The 16,831-nt window shown below is 65.4% G+C and carries 11 protein-coding genes; all 11 read left to right on the top strand.

Annotation, left to right across the window (positions count from 1 at the left end; genetic code table 11):
- Window positions 1-745 precede the first annotated feature (745 nt).
- Window positions 746-2,665: a beta-galactosidase gene (locus NUG21_RS06410; RefSeq protein ID WP_263392604.1), complete on the top strand. Its 1,920-nt coding sequence runs from the start codon at window positions 746-748 to the stop codon at window positions 2,663-2,665.
- Entirely contained in the window at window positions 2,662-4,032 is a 1,371-nt protein-coding gene (locus tag NUG21_RS06405; protein WP_263392603.1) for an APC family permease, read from the top strand. The genes NUG21_RS06410 and NUG21_RS06405 overlap by 4 nt, the downstream gene beginning before the upstream one ends.
- Complete coding sequence (locus tag NUG21_RS06400; RefSeq protein WP_263392602.1) at window positions 4,029-4,964, top strand: carbohydrate kinase family protein; 936 nt, start codon at window positions 4,029-4,031, stop codon at window positions 4,962-4,964. Before NUG21_RS06405 ends, NUG21_RS06400 begins: the two co-directional genes overlap by 4 nt.
- Window positions 4,939-6,381 (top strand): family 4 glycosyl hydrolase, encoded by a 1,443-nt coding sequence (locus tag NUG21_RS06395; protein WP_263392601.1) that lies wholly within the window; start codon window positions 4,939-4,941, stop codon window positions 6,379-6,381. The genes NUG21_RS06400 and NUG21_RS06395 overlap by 26 nt, the downstream gene beginning before the upstream one ends.
- A 170-nt stretch (window positions 6,382-6,551) precedes the next feature.
- On the top strand, window positions 6,552-7,991 hold the full coding sequence (locus NUG21_RS06390; RefSeq protein WP_263392600.1) for a glycoside hydrolase family 125 protein: 1,440 nt from the start codon (window positions 6,552-6,554) through the stop codon (window positions 7,989-7,991).
- 113 nt (window positions 7,992-8,104) lie between these two features.
- Window positions 8,105-10,447: a GH92 family glycosyl hydrolase gene (locus NUG21_RS06385; protein ID WP_263392599.1), complete on the top strand. Its 2,343-nt coding sequence runs from the start codon at window positions 8,105-8,107 to the stop codon at window positions 10,445-10,447.
- 117 nt (window positions 10,448-10,564) lie between these two features.
- Window positions 10,565-12,409, top strand: a complete 1,845-nt coding sequence (locus NUG21_RS06380; protein WP_263392598.1) for a glycoside hydrolase family 35 protein — start codon at window positions 10,565-10,567, stop codon at window positions 12,407-12,409.
- A gap of 305 nt (window positions 12,410-12,714) precedes the next feature.
- Window positions 12,715-13,551 (top strand): DUF4393 domain-containing protein, encoded by an 837-nt coding sequence (locus NUG21_RS06375; protein ID WP_263392597.1) that lies wholly within the window; start codon window positions 12,715-12,717, stop codon window positions 13,549-13,551.
- A gap of 150 nt (window positions 13,552-13,701) precedes the next feature.
- On the top strand, window positions 13,702-15,384 hold the full coding sequence (locus tag NUG21_RS06370; protein WP_263392596.1) for an ATP-dependent nuclease: 1,683 nt from the start codon (window positions 13,702-13,704) through the stop codon (window positions 15,382-15,384).
- A gap of 303 nt (window positions 15,385-15,687) precedes the next feature.
- A complete protein-coding gene (locus NUG21_RS06365; RefSeq protein ID WP_263392595.1) occupies window positions 15,688-16,038 on the top strand; it encodes a SymE family type I addiction module toxin in 351 nt (116 codons plus the stop codon).
- A gap of 248 nt (window positions 16,039-16,286) precedes the next feature.
- Window positions 16,287-16,742, top strand: coding sequence for a hypothetical protein (locus NUG21_RS06360; RefSeq protein ID WP_263392594.1), 456 nt, complete (start codon window positions 16,287-16,289; stop codon window positions 16,740-16,742).
- Window positions 16,743-16,831: the final 89 nt, after the last annotated feature.

Here is a 16,831-nt window from a genome sequence, read left to right as displayed (position 1 = left end):
GGATCAGGCTGCATCGGTGGCCCACTCAAGCAGCGCGCGCCCCGCTTGTCGTAGGAGCGGCTTCAGCCGCGACAGGCTCTACCGACAAAGCCTGGACTATGGCTCTTGTGGGAGGGACTTCAGTCCCGACGGGCCTTACCGCTGCGGCCTGCCTCAGGCTGCATCGGTGGCCCACTCGAGCAATGCGCGCCTTGGCTGTCGTAGGAGCGGCTTCAGCCGCGACAGGCCTTACCGACTTCGACTGCACCACGCTTTTTGTGGGAGGGACTTCAGTCCCGACGGGCTTTACCGGTACTACTTGGGTAGGCAAGCAAAAGCAACAGCTTTCGCCTGACGGCGAGTCACTTTTCTTTGCTTGTGCAAAGAAAAGTAACCAAAAGAAGCCGCTTTACAGCAGCCGAATGGCTGATCAAGCACACCCCGCCTTCGCGCCCGCTGCGCGGGTCCGCTCCGCTAGCGGGATTTTCGGACGGGGCTTGTCTGCTTCGCAGCCAAGTCCGGGGCAGTCGCCTCACGGCGCCTGCCCGCCCGCCGGGGCGAAGCAGTGCTTCGCCTTTTCCCGGCGAGCCCTGCCCCGGCCGAAAACGGCGCACATCCTTGTGCGCCGCCCCCCTGCGGGGGGTTCTGCCCGCCAGCTCCGCCGCTGCGGAGGGGACCCGGGAACAGCAAAAGCTGAAGAGCAACAGCAACAACCAAGGCAACTGCAACTGCAACTGCAACTGCAACAATCCTCGCGGAGCGCGCAATGAAACGCCGCGCATTCTGCCGGTTCGGGTTGTTGGCGCCGTTGGGATTGGCGGCGATGCCGATGCTGCGCGCGGCGGTGCCGGCATCAGCACCGGTGCCGGACGGGCGGCCGCACGCATTCGGCTTCGCGCAGGGGCGTTTCACGCTGGACGGGCAACCTTGGCAGATCCGGAGTGGGGAGCTGCATCCGCTGCGGATCGCGAAGGCGGATTGGCTGCATCGCATCCGCATGACCAAGGCGATGGGGCTGAATACCATCGCGCTGTACCTGATGTGGAATGCGCTGGAAACGGCGCCGGGGCAGTTCGATCTGGACAGCGGCGAGCGCGATTTCGTCGGGTTCATCCGGCTGTGCCAGCAGGAGGGGCTGTGGGTGTATCTGCGCCCGGGTCCGTATGTGTGCGCGGAGTGGACGCTGGGCGGGTTGCCGCCGTATCTGCTGCGCGAAGCGAACATCCGCCTGCGCGACCGCCACGACGCACGCTACATGGCGGCGGTGGAACGCTACATCGGGGCGATCGCGCCGCGCATCGCGCCGCTGATGGCCAGTGCCGGCGGGCCAGTGCTGATGCTGCAGATCGAGAACGAGTACTCGATGCACGGCAGCGACGTCGGCTATCTGCAGGCGCTGGCCGCGCTGTGGCGTTCGCATGGGGTCGACGGACCGTTCTCGCTGGCCGAAGGGCTCAAGGATCTGCGGCGGCGCCAGGCGATGCTGCCCGGCGCCGCGCTGGGGCTCGATGGTCCCGATCTGCACGATCTGCAGGCGGCCACGGCCTTCGCCGGGCAGGCGCCGGTGTGGGTGTCCGAGGGCTACCCGGGCTGGCTCACGCACTGGGGCGAGCCGCAGTTCGCTCGCCGCGACTACACGCCGCTGCTGCGCCGCATCGCCGCCGCCGGCTATTCGTTCAATCTGTACGTGGTGCACGGCGGCACCAACTTCGGCCTCAGCGCCGGGGCCAACGCCGAGGACGACGGCTCGCAGTTCCAGCCGGCGCTGACCAGCTACGACTACGGCGCGCCGATCGACGAGGCCGGCCGTGCGACGCCAGCCTATTTCGCGCTGCGCAAGATCATCACCGCGCAGGCCGATATGCCCGCGCCACCGGTGCCCGCCGCACCGCGCCGCGCGCACTTCGACGCGGTGCAGGCCAATCCCGTGGCCGCGCTGTGGGACAACCTCGGCCCCGCGCTGCAGACCGACACCCCGATCGACAACCAGCGCCTGCTCGGCCAGGACCAGGGCCTGGTGCTGTATCGGCGGCGGATCGGCGCGGGCCAGGCGCTGCATCTGGGGCAGGTCCACGACTACGCGGTGGTGCACCTGGACGGGCGCGAACTGAACCACGTGTCGCGGATGCGGCATCCGCGCCTGCACAGCGCGCTGCAACTGCACTTGCCCGACGCAGAGAAGAACGCACGCGATCTGGAGGTGCTGGTCGACAGCTTCGGCCACATCAACTTCGGCCCGGCGTTGGGCGATCGCAAGGGCCTGCTCGGTCCGGTGCGGCTCGATGGGCAGGACCTGCACGGCTGGGAGGTGCGCGGGCTGGCGCTGGACGCGGACCCCACGCCGTCGCTGCGCCCGCTGCAGGCACCGCCGCAACGCCCCGGCCTGTTCTTCGCTACTGTGTTCACCCTGGACCAGCCCGGCGACCTGCACCTGGACATGCGCGACTGGCGCAAGGGCTATCTGTGGGTCAACGGGCGCCTGCTCGGGCGCTATTGGGACATCGGCCCGCAGCAATGCCTGTATTGCCCGGGCGCCTGGCTGCGCGCCGGCGCCAACCAGGTGCTGATCCTGGATCTGCATCGCCTGCAGCCGGGCCTGCTGCGCTGCGCCAACGGCCTGATACCCACACCTGCAACGCAGGCCTCAGCTCCCCTTCCCTCCCCGCAGGATCGCGCATGCACATGACGTCGCTCGCCGCCCCCGTCGCGTCCTCCGCCGCAGACCAGGGCGCGCCGCCGCGCACGCTCGGGTTCTGGAGCGCGCTGTCGGCCAACCTGCTCAACATGATCGGCATCGGCCCGTTCATCACCATCCCGCTGGCACTGTCGGCGCTGGCCGGGCCGGCGGTGCTGCTGGGCTGGGTGGTCGGCGCGCTGCTGTGCCTGTGCGATGGCCTGGTGTGGGCCGAACTGGGCTCGGCGATCCCGCGCTCGGGCGGGCCCTACCACTACCTGCGCGAAGCCTACGGCCGCGACCGCGCCGGACGCCTGTTCGGCTTCCTGTACCTGTGGCAGACGCTGCTGACCGCACCGCTGTCGGTGGCGGCGGCGGCGGTCGGCTGCGCGCAGTACCTGGCCTACCTGATGCCGGGGCTGAGCCACACCGCACTCACCGGCATTGCCATGGCGCTGTGCCTGTTCAACACCGCGCTGCTGTACCGGCAGGTGCGCTCGGTGCAGCTGCTGTCGTTGCTGGTCAGCGCGGTGGTGATCGCCGCCTGCGTATGGATCGTGCTCAGCGGCGCGCTGCATTTCGACATGACACTGGCGCGCGAGTTCCTGCAGGCGCGGCCGGCCTCGCCGCACGGCTTCTGGCTGGGCTTCGGCGCGGTGGCGCTGATCGCGGTATACGACTACGGCGGCTACAACAACGTATGCATGCTCGGCGGCGAGATCCGCAAGCCGCGCCGCACGATTCCGCGTGCGGTGCTGTGGTCGATCCCGATCGTGGCAGTGCTGTACCTGGGCTTGAACGTGACCCTGCTCGGCGTGCTGCCGTGGCAGCAGGCCGCGCAGTCAAAGGCCGTGGTGGCCGACTTCATGCAGGCCATCTATGGCCCGGTGGGCAGCACCGTGGCGGTGGCGCTGATCGTGCTCGCCAGTTGGGGCTCGGCGCTGGTGGTGCTGCTGGGCTACTCGCGGGTGCCGTATGCCGCGGCCGCGTCCGGCCAGTTCTTCGGCGTGTTCGCGCGGCTGCATCCGCGCGGGCGCTTCCCCACCGTGTCGCTGCTGTTCGTCGGCATCACCTCGGCGCTGGCCTGTCCGCTGTCGCTGGACGACCTGATCGCCACGCTGATGATCATCCAGATCCTGTTCCAGTTCCTGGCGCAATGCCTGGCGGTGGTACTGCTGCGGCGGCAGCCGCGGCGCCGCGCCCGCTTCGCCATGCCGTTGTATCCGTGGCCGCTGCTGATCAGCGTCGGCGGCTGGCTGGCGCTGCTGGCCACCAGCCCGCTGCCGCGGCTGCTGGCGGCGGTGCTGGCGCTGTGCGCAGGCACCGCGCTCTATCTCATCCAGGCCAAACGCGAGGCAGCATGGCCCTTCCAGCAATGAAAACCCACGACGTCGCGGTGGTCGGCGAGGTCTACCTCGACCACATCTTCAGCGGCTTCACCGCCTGGCCCGGGCCGGGCGAGGAAGCGATGGCGCGGCACTACCACCGCGACCTCGGCGGCGGCACCGTCAACACCGCCTGCGGGCTGGCCCGGCTCGGGCGCAAGGTGACGCTGATCGGCGCGATCGGCGCCGGCGACCGCGCCTGGTTCGCGCAGCGCCTGGGCGCCTTCGGCGTCGGCACCGAGGGCCTGGTCGACCATCCCGCCGGTACCGGCGTCACCGCCAGCGTGTCGCTGCACGACGACCGTTCGTTCTTCACCTATCCCGGCGCGAATGCCGCGCTGGAGCCGCTGCTGCGCAGCGCGGCCGCGCTGGAGGCCATGTGCGCCGCGCGCCACGTGCACTTCGCCCTGCCGTTGCCGGCAACGCTGGCGCGCACGTTGCTGCCGGCGTTGCGCGCGGCCGGGTGCAGTACCTCGCTGGACGTCGGCTTCAACCCAGCCTGGCTGGCCGATCCGGACAACCACGCCACCTGCCGCGCGGTCGATCATTTCCTGCCCAACCAGAAGGAAGCGGCCCTGGCCGGCTGCGCCGGCGACGACGCCGCGTCCTGTGCCGCCTGGGCGCAGGCGCTGGGCCTGGCGCAGGTGACGATCAAGCTCGGCGGCGCCGGCGCCTGCGTGGTGGATGCCACCGGCGCGTGGCGGGTCGCCGCGCCCACGGTCGCCGTGCAGGACACCACCGGCGCCGGCGACGCCTTCGATGCCGGCTTCATCGATGCGCTGCTCGACCACGTCGCCCTCGATGCCTGCGCGCAGCGCGGCTGCCTGTGCGGCGCCGCCTGCTGCACCGCGCTCGGCGCGCTCGACGGCCTTCCCGATCCCCCACGTCTCAGGAGTCTCCATGAGCAGTTCCTTTCCCAACCGTAAGCTCGCCCTGATCGGCGGCGGCGGCGTGCGCGCGCCGCTGGTGGTGTACGGCGTCAACGATGCCGCCGAGGCGCTCGGCGCGCGCGAGATCGTGCTCTACGATCCGGACCAGGATCGGCTGGCGCTGATGGTCGCGCTGGGCCGCGCAGTCGTCGCCGAGTTCGGCGGCGAGCTGCAGGTCAACGCCGCCAGTTCGGCGGAAGCGGCGATCGACGGCGCGCACTTCGTGCTCAACAGCATCCGCATCGGCGGCATCCATCAGCGCGCCACCGACGAGCACACCATCATCCGCCACGGCTACGCCGGGCAGGAGACCACCGGCCCCGGCGGCGTCGCCAAGGCGCTGCGCACGGTGCCGGTGGCGATCGAGCAGGCGCGGATGGTGGAGCGGCTCAGCCCCGACGCCTGGCTGGTCAGCTTCACCAACCCGGCCGGGCTGATCACCCAGGCCATCAGCCGCCACACCCGCGCGCGCGTGGTCGGCATCTGCGACACGCCGGTGGAGCTGTTCCACAACATCGCCCGCGCGCTCGGCGAGCCGCCCGCGGACGTGGACTGCGAGTACGTCGGCCTCAACCACCTGGGCTGGATCCGCGCGGTGCGCGTGCGCGGCGAGGACGTGCTCGACCGCATCCTGGCCGACGATGCGATCCTGCGCCAGCTGTACCTGGCGCCGCTGTTCGACTTCGACATGCTGCGCACGCTGCGGCTGATCCCCACCGAGTACCTGTACTTCTACTACGAGCGTAGTCGCGCCCTGGAGAACCAGCGCGCCAGCGGCGCCAGCCGCGGCAGCGAGATCGAACAGCTCAACCACACTCTGATCGCCGACCTGCGCAGCCGCCTCAACGCCGGCGACGGCGGCGGCGCGGTGCAGACCTACGCCGCCTACCTGCAGCAGCGCTCCGGCTCGTACATGCGGCTGGAGGCCGAGGCCGGCTCGGCCTTCGCCGACGACCTCGCGCCGCAGCCGGACCCGTTCCGCGCCAGCACCGGCTACCACCGCATCGCGGTGGACGTGATGAGCGCGCTGACCGGCGCGCTGCCGGGGCGGCACGTGGTCAACGTGCGCAACCAGGGCTGCATGCCGGAACTGGCCGACGACGACATCGTCGAGATCTCCTCCACCATCGAGCGTGACCGCATCACCCCACTGCCGGCACGGCCGATGCCCGAGGCGATCCAGGGCCTGGTGCGCACGGTCAAGGCCTACGAACACGCCGCCATCGACGCCGCGCTCAGCGGCAGCCACCTGGAGGCCTGCAAGGCGATGCTGATCCACCCGGCCATCGGCGAGTGGAGCCCATCGCGGCGGCTGCTGGAGGCCTTGTTCGGCCATGCCGGCAACGGCGACGACGACGGCGAGTGCGTGTGCTCGGGACCGATGCACTGGCATGGCGCGCACCACCACCACTGAGCCGGCAACGTGTGCGGTCGCAGGATGCATCGGACGGCCACACGTTGTAAGGTCGTCGCAAATTGGTCCGTTATAGGTACCATCAACCTGCCCTCCCGGCCGCGGCCGGCGCCTCTTGGTGCCGGCCGCGCGCGGGGAGCGTTCGTCGATTCCACGGAGCGTTCCAGGCCATGCCCACCCGCCGCGACATCCTCCACTTCCTCGGCGCCAGCGCCGGCGCCGCGCTGCTGAGCGGAGCGCTGCCGGCCGCCGCCGCGGCATCGGCCTCCGCCGCCCTGCCCAGCAAGCGGCCGCCACCGGGCAAGCGCCGCTTCGTCAGCGCCGCGGTCGAGCGCCAGTTGCGCACGGTCAAGGCCGGCATCGCCGATCCGCGCCTGGCCTGGCTGTTCGAGAACTGCTACCCCAACACCCTCGACACCACCGTCGAGACCGGCACCCGCAACGGCAAGCCGGACACCTTCGTCATCACCGGCGACATCGAGGCGATGTGGCTGCGCGATTCCTCCGCGCAGGTGCATCCCTACGTGCCGCTGGCCAGGCGCGACCCCGCGCTGCGGCGCATGTACCACGGGCTGATCCAGCGCCAGGCCGCCTGCATCCGCTTGGACCCCTACGCCAACGCGTTCCTGCCCGACGGCACTAGCCAGCGCCTGAAGTGGTCGGTGGCCGACATCACCGAGATGAAGCCCGGCGTCGGCGAGCGTAAGTGGGAAGTGGATTCGCTGTGCTACCCGATCCGCCTGGCGCACGAGTACTGGCGTGCCAGCGGCGACGCCGCACCGTTCGACGACGACTGGCGCGAGGCCATGCACGTGGTGGTGCGCACCTTCCGCGAACAGCAGCGCCTGCACGGCCGCGGACCGTACAGTTTCCAGCGACCCTCGCCGCTGGCCACCGAAACCCTGGTGCTGGACGGCTACGGGCAGCCGACCCGGCCCAACGGCATGATCCATTCGATGTTCCGCCCGTCCGACGACGCCTGCCTGTACCCGCTGTTCGTCCCCGCCAACCTGTTCGCGGTGACCTCGCTGCGGCAACTGGCGACGATGAGCGAGGCGCTGCATCACGACACCGCCTTCGCCGGCGAATGCCGCGCCCTCGCCGACCAGGTCGAAACAGCCACCCGTCAGTTCGGGCAGATGCGCGACGCCGACGGCCAGCCGTTCTGGGCCTACGAGGTGGACGGCTACGGCAACCAGTTGTTCATCGACGACGCCAACGCCCCCGGCCTGCTGAGCCTGGCCTACCTGGGCTGCTGCGATCGCCGCGATCCGCTGTTCCTGCGCACGCGGCAACTGGCCTGGAGCGAGCGCAACCCGTACTTCTATCGCGGCCGCGCCGCCGAGGGCGTGGGCAGCCCGCACAGCGGCCTGGGCACGATCTGGCCGATGTCGCTGATGCAGTACGCCCTGGCCAGCGACGACGACGCGCAGATCCGCCAGTGCCTGCAGTGGCTCAAGACCACCGATGCCGGCAGCGGCTTCATGCACGAAGCCTTCGACAAGGACAACCCGAGCACCTTCACCCGCCCCTGGTTCGCCTGGGCCAACACCTTGTTCGGCGAGCTGATCATCGACCTGCATCAGCGCAAGCCGCACCTGCTCTCGTAGGAGCGGCTTCAGCCGCGACCGGGCGTTCTCGGTCATGCCCCATCGCGGCTGAAGCCGCTCCTACAAAAAACCGAACCCCCACCGCACCGCCGCACACCCCCGAGGACAGCACCATGGCCACACGACGCGGTTTCCTGCAGGGCGCCATCGCCCTGGCCCTGTTCGGCAGCAGCGGCATCGCGCGCCTGGCGCAGGCACGCGCCGGCAGCTACGCACTGCCGGCCGACGCACGCGCCAAAGCCGAGCTCACCCGCAACGTCGACGTGTTCATCGGCACCGGCGGCCACGGCCACACCTTCCCCGGCGCCACGCTGCCGTTCGGCATGGTGCAACTGAGCCCGGACACCTCCAACGCCGATTGGGACGCCTGCTCCGGCTACCACGCCGACAACGGCTCGATCATGGGCTTCTCGCACACCCACCTGTCCGGCACCGGCGTCGGCGACATGCTCGATTTCCTGGTGGTGCCGGCCGTGGGCGAGGTGAAACTGCAGCCCGGCCCGCTCGACGACCCCGACGCCGGCTACCGCTCGCGCTTCGATCACGCCGACGAAGCGGCCTCGCCCGGCTACTACCGCGTGCGCCTGAAGGACAGCGGCGTGCATGCCGAACTCACCGCCACCGCGCGCGCCGGCCTGCACCGCTACCACTTCCCCAAGGGCAAGCCGGCGCACCTGCTGCTGGACCTGTGCCACGGCATGCAGGACAAACCCGAGATCCCCACCCGCGTCGAGGACGCCAGCCTGCGCCTGGTCGACGCGCAGACCGTCACCGGCGGCCGCCGCGTCTACCAGTGGGCCAAGGGCCGCTACCTCTACTTCGCCATGCGCCTGTCGCGGCCGTTCGCCAGCGCGCAGTTGTACGCCGACGACCAGGCGCTGGCCGCGAGCGCGCGCAGCGCCGACGGCAACCGCCTGAAACTGGCCCTGCACTACCCCGATGCCGCGCAGGCGCCGCTGCTGGTCAAGGTCGGCATTTCCGCGGTCAGCGCCGAGAACGCCCTGGCCAACCTCGACGCGGAACTGCCCGACTTCGACTTCGCCCGCGTGCACGCCACCGCCGTGGCCGAATGGGAAAAGGAACTGGGGCGCGTGCGCATCGATAGCGACGACGAGGCGCAGCGCCGCATCTTCTACACCGCGCTGTACCACAGCCTGATCGCGCCGACCCTGTTCAGCGACACCGACGGCCGCTACCGCGGCATGGACCTGCAGGTGCACCAGGCGCCGGCCGGTTACCACAACTACAGCACCTACTCGCTGTGGGACACCTACCGCGCCCTGCATCCCCTGCTGACCCTGGTGCAGCCCGAGCGCGTGCCCGACCTGGTGCAGTGCCTGGTGCGCGGCGCCCACGAATCCCCGCAAGGCGTCGCCATCTGGCCGCTGCAGGGCGTGGAGACCGACTGCATGATCGGCTACCACTCCGCCGTGGTGCTGGCCGAGGCGCACGCCAAGGGCTTCACCGGCATCGACTGGAAAGCCGCCTACCCGGCCTGGCGCAAGCGCGCGATGGACGACGACGTGCACGGCCTGGGGCTGTACCGCAAGATGGGCTACATCCCCTGCGACAAGGTCGACGAATCGGTCAGCCGCACCCTGGAATTCGCCTACGACGACTGGGCGGTGGCGCACCTGGCGCAGGCGGTCGGCGCCGACGACGACGCCAAGCACCTGCGCGAACGCTCGCGCCAGTACCGCAACGTGTTCAACCGCGAAAGCCGCTTCGTGCAGCCGCGGTTGAGCAACGGCCAGTGGGCCACCCCGTTCGATCCGCGCGCGATGGGCCACAGCGCGCAGTGGCGCGACTTCACCGAGTCCAACGCCTGGCAGGCCACCTTCCTCAACCAGCACGACCTGTACGGCTACATGGACCTGTTCGGTGGCCGCGACCACTTCGTCGCCAAGCTCGACGAGCTGTTCACCACCAGCTCCGAACTGCCGGCGGACGCGCCCCCGGACATCGACGGCATGGTCGGCCAGTACGCGCACGGCAACGAACCCAGCCACCACGTCGCCTACCTCTACGCCTACGCCGGGCAGCCGTACAAGACCCAGGCGATGGTGCGGCGGCTGCTGCGCGAGCAGTACCACGACGCGCGCAACGGCCTGTCCGGCAACGAGGACTGCGGGCAGATGAGCGCCTGGTTCGTGCTCAGCGCGCTGGGCCTGTACGCGGTGGACCCGGTCAGCGCCAACTACGTGCTGGGCAGCCCGCTGTTCAAGCGCGCCGAACTGGACGTGGGCAATGGCCGCACCCTGCGCATCGTCGCCCACGGCAACAGCCCGGCCAACGTCTACATCCAGAGCGCCCGCTGGAACGGCAAGCCGTATACCCGCAGCTGGCTGCGCCACGCCGACCTCGCCGCCGGCGGCACGCTGGAGCTGGAGATGGGTCCCAAACCCAATACCGCGTTCGGTGCGGGCAAGGACGACCTACCGCCATCCTTTAGCTGATCCTCGCGTCTCGTAGGAGCGGCTTCAGCCGCGACCGGGCCTTCCCCGCAACGCCCGGTCGCGGCTGAAGCCGCTCCTACACGTAAAACCCGAACTCGCTACCGGAAGAAACCCCACATGCTGCGCCGCTCCCTGTCCGCCCTTGCACTGTCGCTCCTGCTGTCGCTCCCGGCAGCCGCGCAGCCGGCTCCAACCACCGCCTGGCCCGCCTTCGCCACCCAGGGCGATCACTTCATCCGCGACGGCAAGCCCTACCAGGTCATTTCCGGCGCCATCCACTTCCAGCGCATCCCGCGCGCCTACTGGAAGGACCGCCTGCAGAAGGCGCGCGCAATGGGCCTGAACACGGTGGAGACCTACGTGTTCTGGAACTTGGTGGAACCGCGGCCGGGCCAGTTCGACTTCAGCGGCAACAACGACATCGCCGCCTTCGTCGACGAAGCCGCCGCGCAAGGCCTCAACGTGATCCTGCGGCCCGGCCCGTACGTGTGCGCCGAATGGGAAGCCGGCGGCTATCCCGCCTGGCTGTTCGCCGAACCCGGCATGCGCGTGCGCAGCCAGGATCCGCGCTTCCTCGCCGCCAGCCAGGCCTACCTGGACGCGCTGGCCGCCCAGGTCAAACCGCGGCTCAACGGCAACGGCGGCCCGATCGTCGCCGTGCAGGTAGAAAACGAATACGGCTCCTACGGCGACGACCACGCCTACATGCGCCGCAACCGCGCCATGTTCGTCCAGGCCGGCTTCGACAAGGCCCTGCTGTTCACCGCAGACGGCCCCGACGTGCTCGCCAACGGCACCCTGCCCGACACCCTGGCCGTGGTGAACTTCGCCCCCGGCGACGCCAAGAACGCCTTCGCGACCCTGGCCAAGTTCCGCCCCGGGCAACCGCAGATGGTCGGCGAATACTGGGCCGGCTGGTTCGACCAATGGGGCGAGAAGCACGCGGCCACCGACGCCGCCAAGCAGGCCAGCGAATTCGAATGGATCCTGCGCCAAGGCCACTCCGCCAACCTCTACATGTTCGTCGGCGGCACCAGTTTCGGCTTCATGAATGGCGCCAACTTCCAGAAGAACCCCAGCGACCACTACGCCCCGCAGACCACCAGCTACGACTACGACGCCGTGCTCGACGAAGCCGGCCGCCCCACCCCCAAGTTCACCCTGTTCCGCGACGCCATCCAGCATGTCACCGGCATCGCCCCGCCGGCGCTGCCCACACCCATTCGCTTCGCCGAACTGCCGGCCACGCCGCTGCGCGAATCCGCCTCGCTCTGGGACAACCTGCCCGCCGCGGCCGCCACCACCGACACCCCGCAGCCGATGGAGCGCTACGGCCAGGCCTACGGCTACATCCTCTACCGCACCACCGTCACCGGCCCGCGCAAGGGCAGCCTGTACCTGGGCGAAGTGCGCGACTACGCCCGCGTCTACGTCGATCGCACACTGGCCGGCAGCGCCGAGCGCCGCCTGCAGCAAGTGGCGGTGGACGTGGACATCCCCGCCGGCCCCCACACCCTCGACGTGCTGGTGGAGAACACCGGCCGCATCAACTACGGCGCCCACCTCCCCGACGGCCACGCCGGCCTGGTCGACCCCGTGCTGCTCGACGGCAAGCCCCTCACCGGCTGGCAGACCTTCCCCCTGCCGATGGACGATCCGAGCAAGCTCACCGGCTGGACCACCGCCAAGGTCGACGGCCCTGCGTTCCACCGCGGTACGGTGAAGATCGACACGCCTGCCGATACGTTCCTGGACATGCGCGCCTTCGGCAAAGGCTTCGCCTGGGCCAATGGCCATAACCTGGGGCGGCACTGGAAGATTGGGCCGCAGCGGGCGTTGTATTTTCCGGCGCCTTGGCAGCGGAAGGGCGGGAATAGCGTGATTGTGTTTGATCTGGATAGCGCGGCGGATGTGAGTGTGCGGGGGGTTAAGGAGCAGGTTTGGAGTAGCCCAGGTAATTGAGTTACGCGCGAAGCGCGCTATCCGGCACTTCTGGATGGCGCGGCATCAAACAACTTGTCTACAAAAACCAAGGCCGCCGGCGGTTTCGCCGAGCGGCCTTTAACTTGTGATGACCTTCAACAAGTGATAGCGTCGGCCTGTGCGAATTTACTGGAAAATGAACACTGGGTTAGATGCAAGGATTATGCGACAGTGAGCCTCGCAAGAGATCGCAACCGCAATATATACCAATCTGCAATCCGCGGATGGTCTATAGCACACCATTTTCTATCGAATAGCGCTAGCCGTCATTTAGGGGACTTCGCGTGTCCGAGAAAAAAGATGAGCCACTGAGTGCTGCAACAGCTAGCGTCGCGCTGGTGGGCGAACTGATGAAAGCGGCGGGCAACGACCCGAACGTTAAAGAGGCTGCTGGAAATCTTGGGAAAGCAGCACTAACGCTTTCCCGCACTATCAACAACGCACTCTTGCCTCTTGCCGCGGTGAATTTCGCCTTTGAAAAGGCACGCGCGTACTTTGAAGGCAGCTTTCAGGCCGACATTGCGAAAAAAGCAGAAAATATTCCCCCGGAAAACATTCAGGAGCCTAAGGCTTCGGTTGCGGGTCCCGCGCTACAAGCTCTTGCTTTTACGCACGAAGAAGCGTCGCTCAAGAATATGTTCTTGGAGCTGCTTGCTACCGCTATGGATTCGCGGAAGGCGGAGTTCGCCCATCCAGCGTTTGTTGAGATCATTAAACAACTAGATAGCACTGAGGCACCGCAGCTTTTAAATCTATTGAAGGCCAAAGGCTATATTGAAGTTGTATCTATCAACGTGGAAGCGTCGAACGGCGACGGAAAGCGCACTCTGCTTCGCCACTTGGTAGACATGCGGAACACAGCAACACAGCAACCTGTTCGCATACCGCGCTTCCCAGTGATGCTGGACAACTGGGCTCGCTTGGGTTTGATTGAAGTGCGTTACGACGCGTGGCTGCCCGGCCCAAATGCGTACCGTTGGGTCGAATCCCGGCCAGAGTTTGTCGAACTTCGGCAGAAGCATGGCTCGCCAGATACTCCCGTCGGCTTCGAGAAAGGAATCATTGGCCGTACAAATTTAGGGGATGAATTTGCAAAAGCCATCGGATCGGCGTCGCTATAATGACTGGCAACCACCCCAATTAACGAGATTCATCGCGAAAGATCGGAACTGGAATGCTTAACACCAGGAAAGGCAGCGCAACATGCACCACCGGCTAGTTCAACATGCCATTTTATTTCGAACAGTAGTTATTTCACACGAGGAAGTCCAATGCGCCTTCTAAAGTTCTCCGTAACAAACTTCCGAAGCATTACCTCAGCCCATAGTGTCACACTTTCAAATTTAACCGTATTTGTTGGCCGCAATAATGAAGGAAAGTCCAATCTGATGCGTGCTCTAGAGGCTGCAATGGGCCTACTTTCAATCCACGCAATGGGTCGTATCACAGGCCCAAACACAATTCCCTACAATTCTCGCGCTTACCTGTGGAAGCGCGACTTCCCCATTCAGCATCAAACTCGCAAGTCTGGTCTCAAGAGCATATTCAGGCTCGAATTCTCCCTGGATGATCCAGAATGCACTGCATTCAAGGAAGAGATTGGCGTTATGCTCAATGGCTCTCTCCCATTGGAAATCTCGATAGGAAAAGCCGATGAGCCAACGTTTAGAGTGGTAAAGTCCGGGCGAGGCTCAGGCACACTTTCTAACAAATCTTCTCAAATTGCACTATTTGTAGCAAGAAGAATATATTTTAATTACATTCCTGCAGTACGGACTGACAAGGAATCTTTAGCTCTCATTGAAAAGATGCTTTCCGAAGCATTACGGACTTTGGAGAATGACTCAGAGTATGAACAAGCACTGACTGCGATCGCTAAAATTCAGCAGCCAATACTGGAAGAGATTGCGAGAAGAGTCGAGGAGCCGCTGAAAGAATTCCTCCCAAATATTCAATCCGTCAGACTTGAGGTATCAGATATTGGACGGCGCCATTCTTTGCGACAGAACATTAGCGTTCTTGTAAATGATGGCACAGAAACTGATATTGGAATGAAAGGTGACGGAGTGAAGAGCCTCGCCGCCCTTGGCTTGATGAAGAGCGCAAATAATAGGGATGGAGCTCATATTCTAGTAATTGAGGAGCCCGAGTCTCACCTACACCCTTCCGCCATCCATCAAGTCAATGAAATTATCAATCAAGTTGCAGAAAGCGCACAAGTATTAGTTACCACTCACAACCCACTTTTTGTGGTGCGCGACTCAATCCATTCCAATGTGATTGTAAGCGATGGATCGGCTGTTCCAGCTCGCTCGATTAGTGCCATTCGAGATGTTCTGGGAATTCGCGCATCCGACAACCTTACACATGCCAACTATTCTCTAGTCGTCGAAGGACATGAAGATGTCATTTCGCTCAAGGCGCTTTTGCCAGTTCTTAGTAAAAAGCTAGGAAAAGCGCTCAAAGAAAATGCGCTCGTAATTGACCAGATCGGCGGAGCAGGCAATCTAACGTACAAAGCGTCCTTATTAAAAGGCTTCCTGTGCCTGACACATGTCCTACTGGATCACGACGACGCTGGAAAATCTGCTTTTGAAAAGGCTGAGAGAGACGGCGTCCTAGCTCTATCGGACTGCACTTTTACCGTTTGCAACGGAATGACGGAATCTGAGTTCGAAGATGTTTTAGAGCTTTCTTTGTACAAAGACGTTGTGCTGAACAGGTTTGGCGTTGACCTCGGCGCGAAGCACTTCAGGTCAAACAAAAAGTGGTCGATGCGTGTAAGAGATTGCTTCCTCTCTCAGGGAAAACCTTGTACGGACGCAACGCTCGCAAAGGTGAAGCTGGCTGTCGGGGAACAAGTTGCAGCCAATCCCAACTCCGCTCTCAGCTCTCACAAGCGCTCTTCAATCGATGCTCTCGTCGCATCTCTGGAACGGTTGGTAAAGAACTAAGAAACCGCTAAGCGTCGGCTTAACCGAATTCCTCCCTCCCCAGCCGTTGACATTCCGAATAGCCAGTAGCACCATCCCCTCCAAGGAGCGTAGAAACTCCTCACGTAGCGGCACCCACCTCCGTCAAACCGGTGGGTTTTTTGTGCCTGTTCGCAGGCGCACTCCGACGCACCGTCTGCGTCGGGAGGGCGGCGAATACAACACCCTTCGGGGAAATAAGCCCGCCGGCTACGTGCGGTTTCTAACCTCCCGACATCCCGTCGCCGTTCGGCGCGGGTTCCTGTCTGCCAAGGAGGCTGTGCCATGCGTCAACCGTCACCCCGCCCCGCCGCTCCCTGCAAGCGCAAGTCGCACAAGCATCGCCACTGCCCGCAGTGGACGATCGTCGAGTCGTCGCTCACCCCCATGCTGACGCCCGAACAGGTCGCCGCCGCCAACGCCGCCGATCTTGCCCGCGCCTCGCGCCCGCCCCGCCGCCCACGCCCGCCACAGCAGTGCACCGTCGGCTGCGGCCACTCCGCCAACGGTAAGCGCACGCCCGCACTACGCTTGGGCGGCCGCTGGATGGAAGAACTGGGCTTCACCATCGGCAGTACGCTGCGCGTGCAGGTACGCGACGGCGAACTGGTGGTAAGCATGGCCAGCAAAAGCTGACGCGGCCTTCGCCCACCACACATCGGAAGATCGCTGGAAATGGTAAGCATCAGGCCCGCATACCGCCCGCGCAAAACATCCAACTCAACAGATAAATGAACCCGCCCCCATTAGTCCAGGGCTGAGACCTCGTTCTGGTCTAGCTGAACGGACTTACCTTGTAGACAAACGTCACCAGATCTTGTGGCTGGCAAGGGATGGGCATAGCGTCTTGGTATCAGCGCCTATCCGCCACGGAAGAGCAAACCATGCACCTCGCAAAGAACCTGCTGAAAGCGGTATTCGCGGCTCAGCTCCTCGTTGCTCCCCTCGTCGCCGGCGCCGCCCCCTCGTCGCAATACACCATCACGACCACGGCAACCTATGCCGACAAGTCTCCTGAAAAGCAGGCGGTTGTGGCTTGGCTTCAGCAGCATGCTCAGTACGTCAACGGGCATCTCATCGGGGAGTTCGATAAGCTGCAGGACGTTACCGTAACGTATACCCGTACAACGGACGGTCGAGTGCGCCCGCAATCGCCAGGGGATGCGCCGCCAAACCCGCTACCGCCCGGTCAGCCCGGAGACACATATTCCGTCTCGAACTGCACAGGTGGCGTCTCCCAGTCATGGAGCTACAAGTTCGTTTCTGGCTCGAACGGAGGCACCTGGGTATTGGTCGATTACAAGTATTCGAAGAAAGCCTGCGGCTCCGACGGGGCTTGAGCTAAGCGTAGCGTCGACATCTGCGGCAAGGATCTGCGAACAAGAAAAACGGGCCTAAAAGGTCCGTTTTCTTTGCTGAAATTTTAGCC

Origin of the sequence: Xanthomonas sp. CFBP 8445 (assembly GCF_025666235.1) — a bacterium.
In the GTDB taxonomy this organism is placed as follows: Bacteria; Pseudomonadota; Gammaproteobacteria; order Xanthomonadales; family Xanthomonadaceae; genus Xanthomonas_A; species Xanthomonas_A indica.
This window is presented reverse-complemented; position numbering and strand designations above follow the sequence as displayed.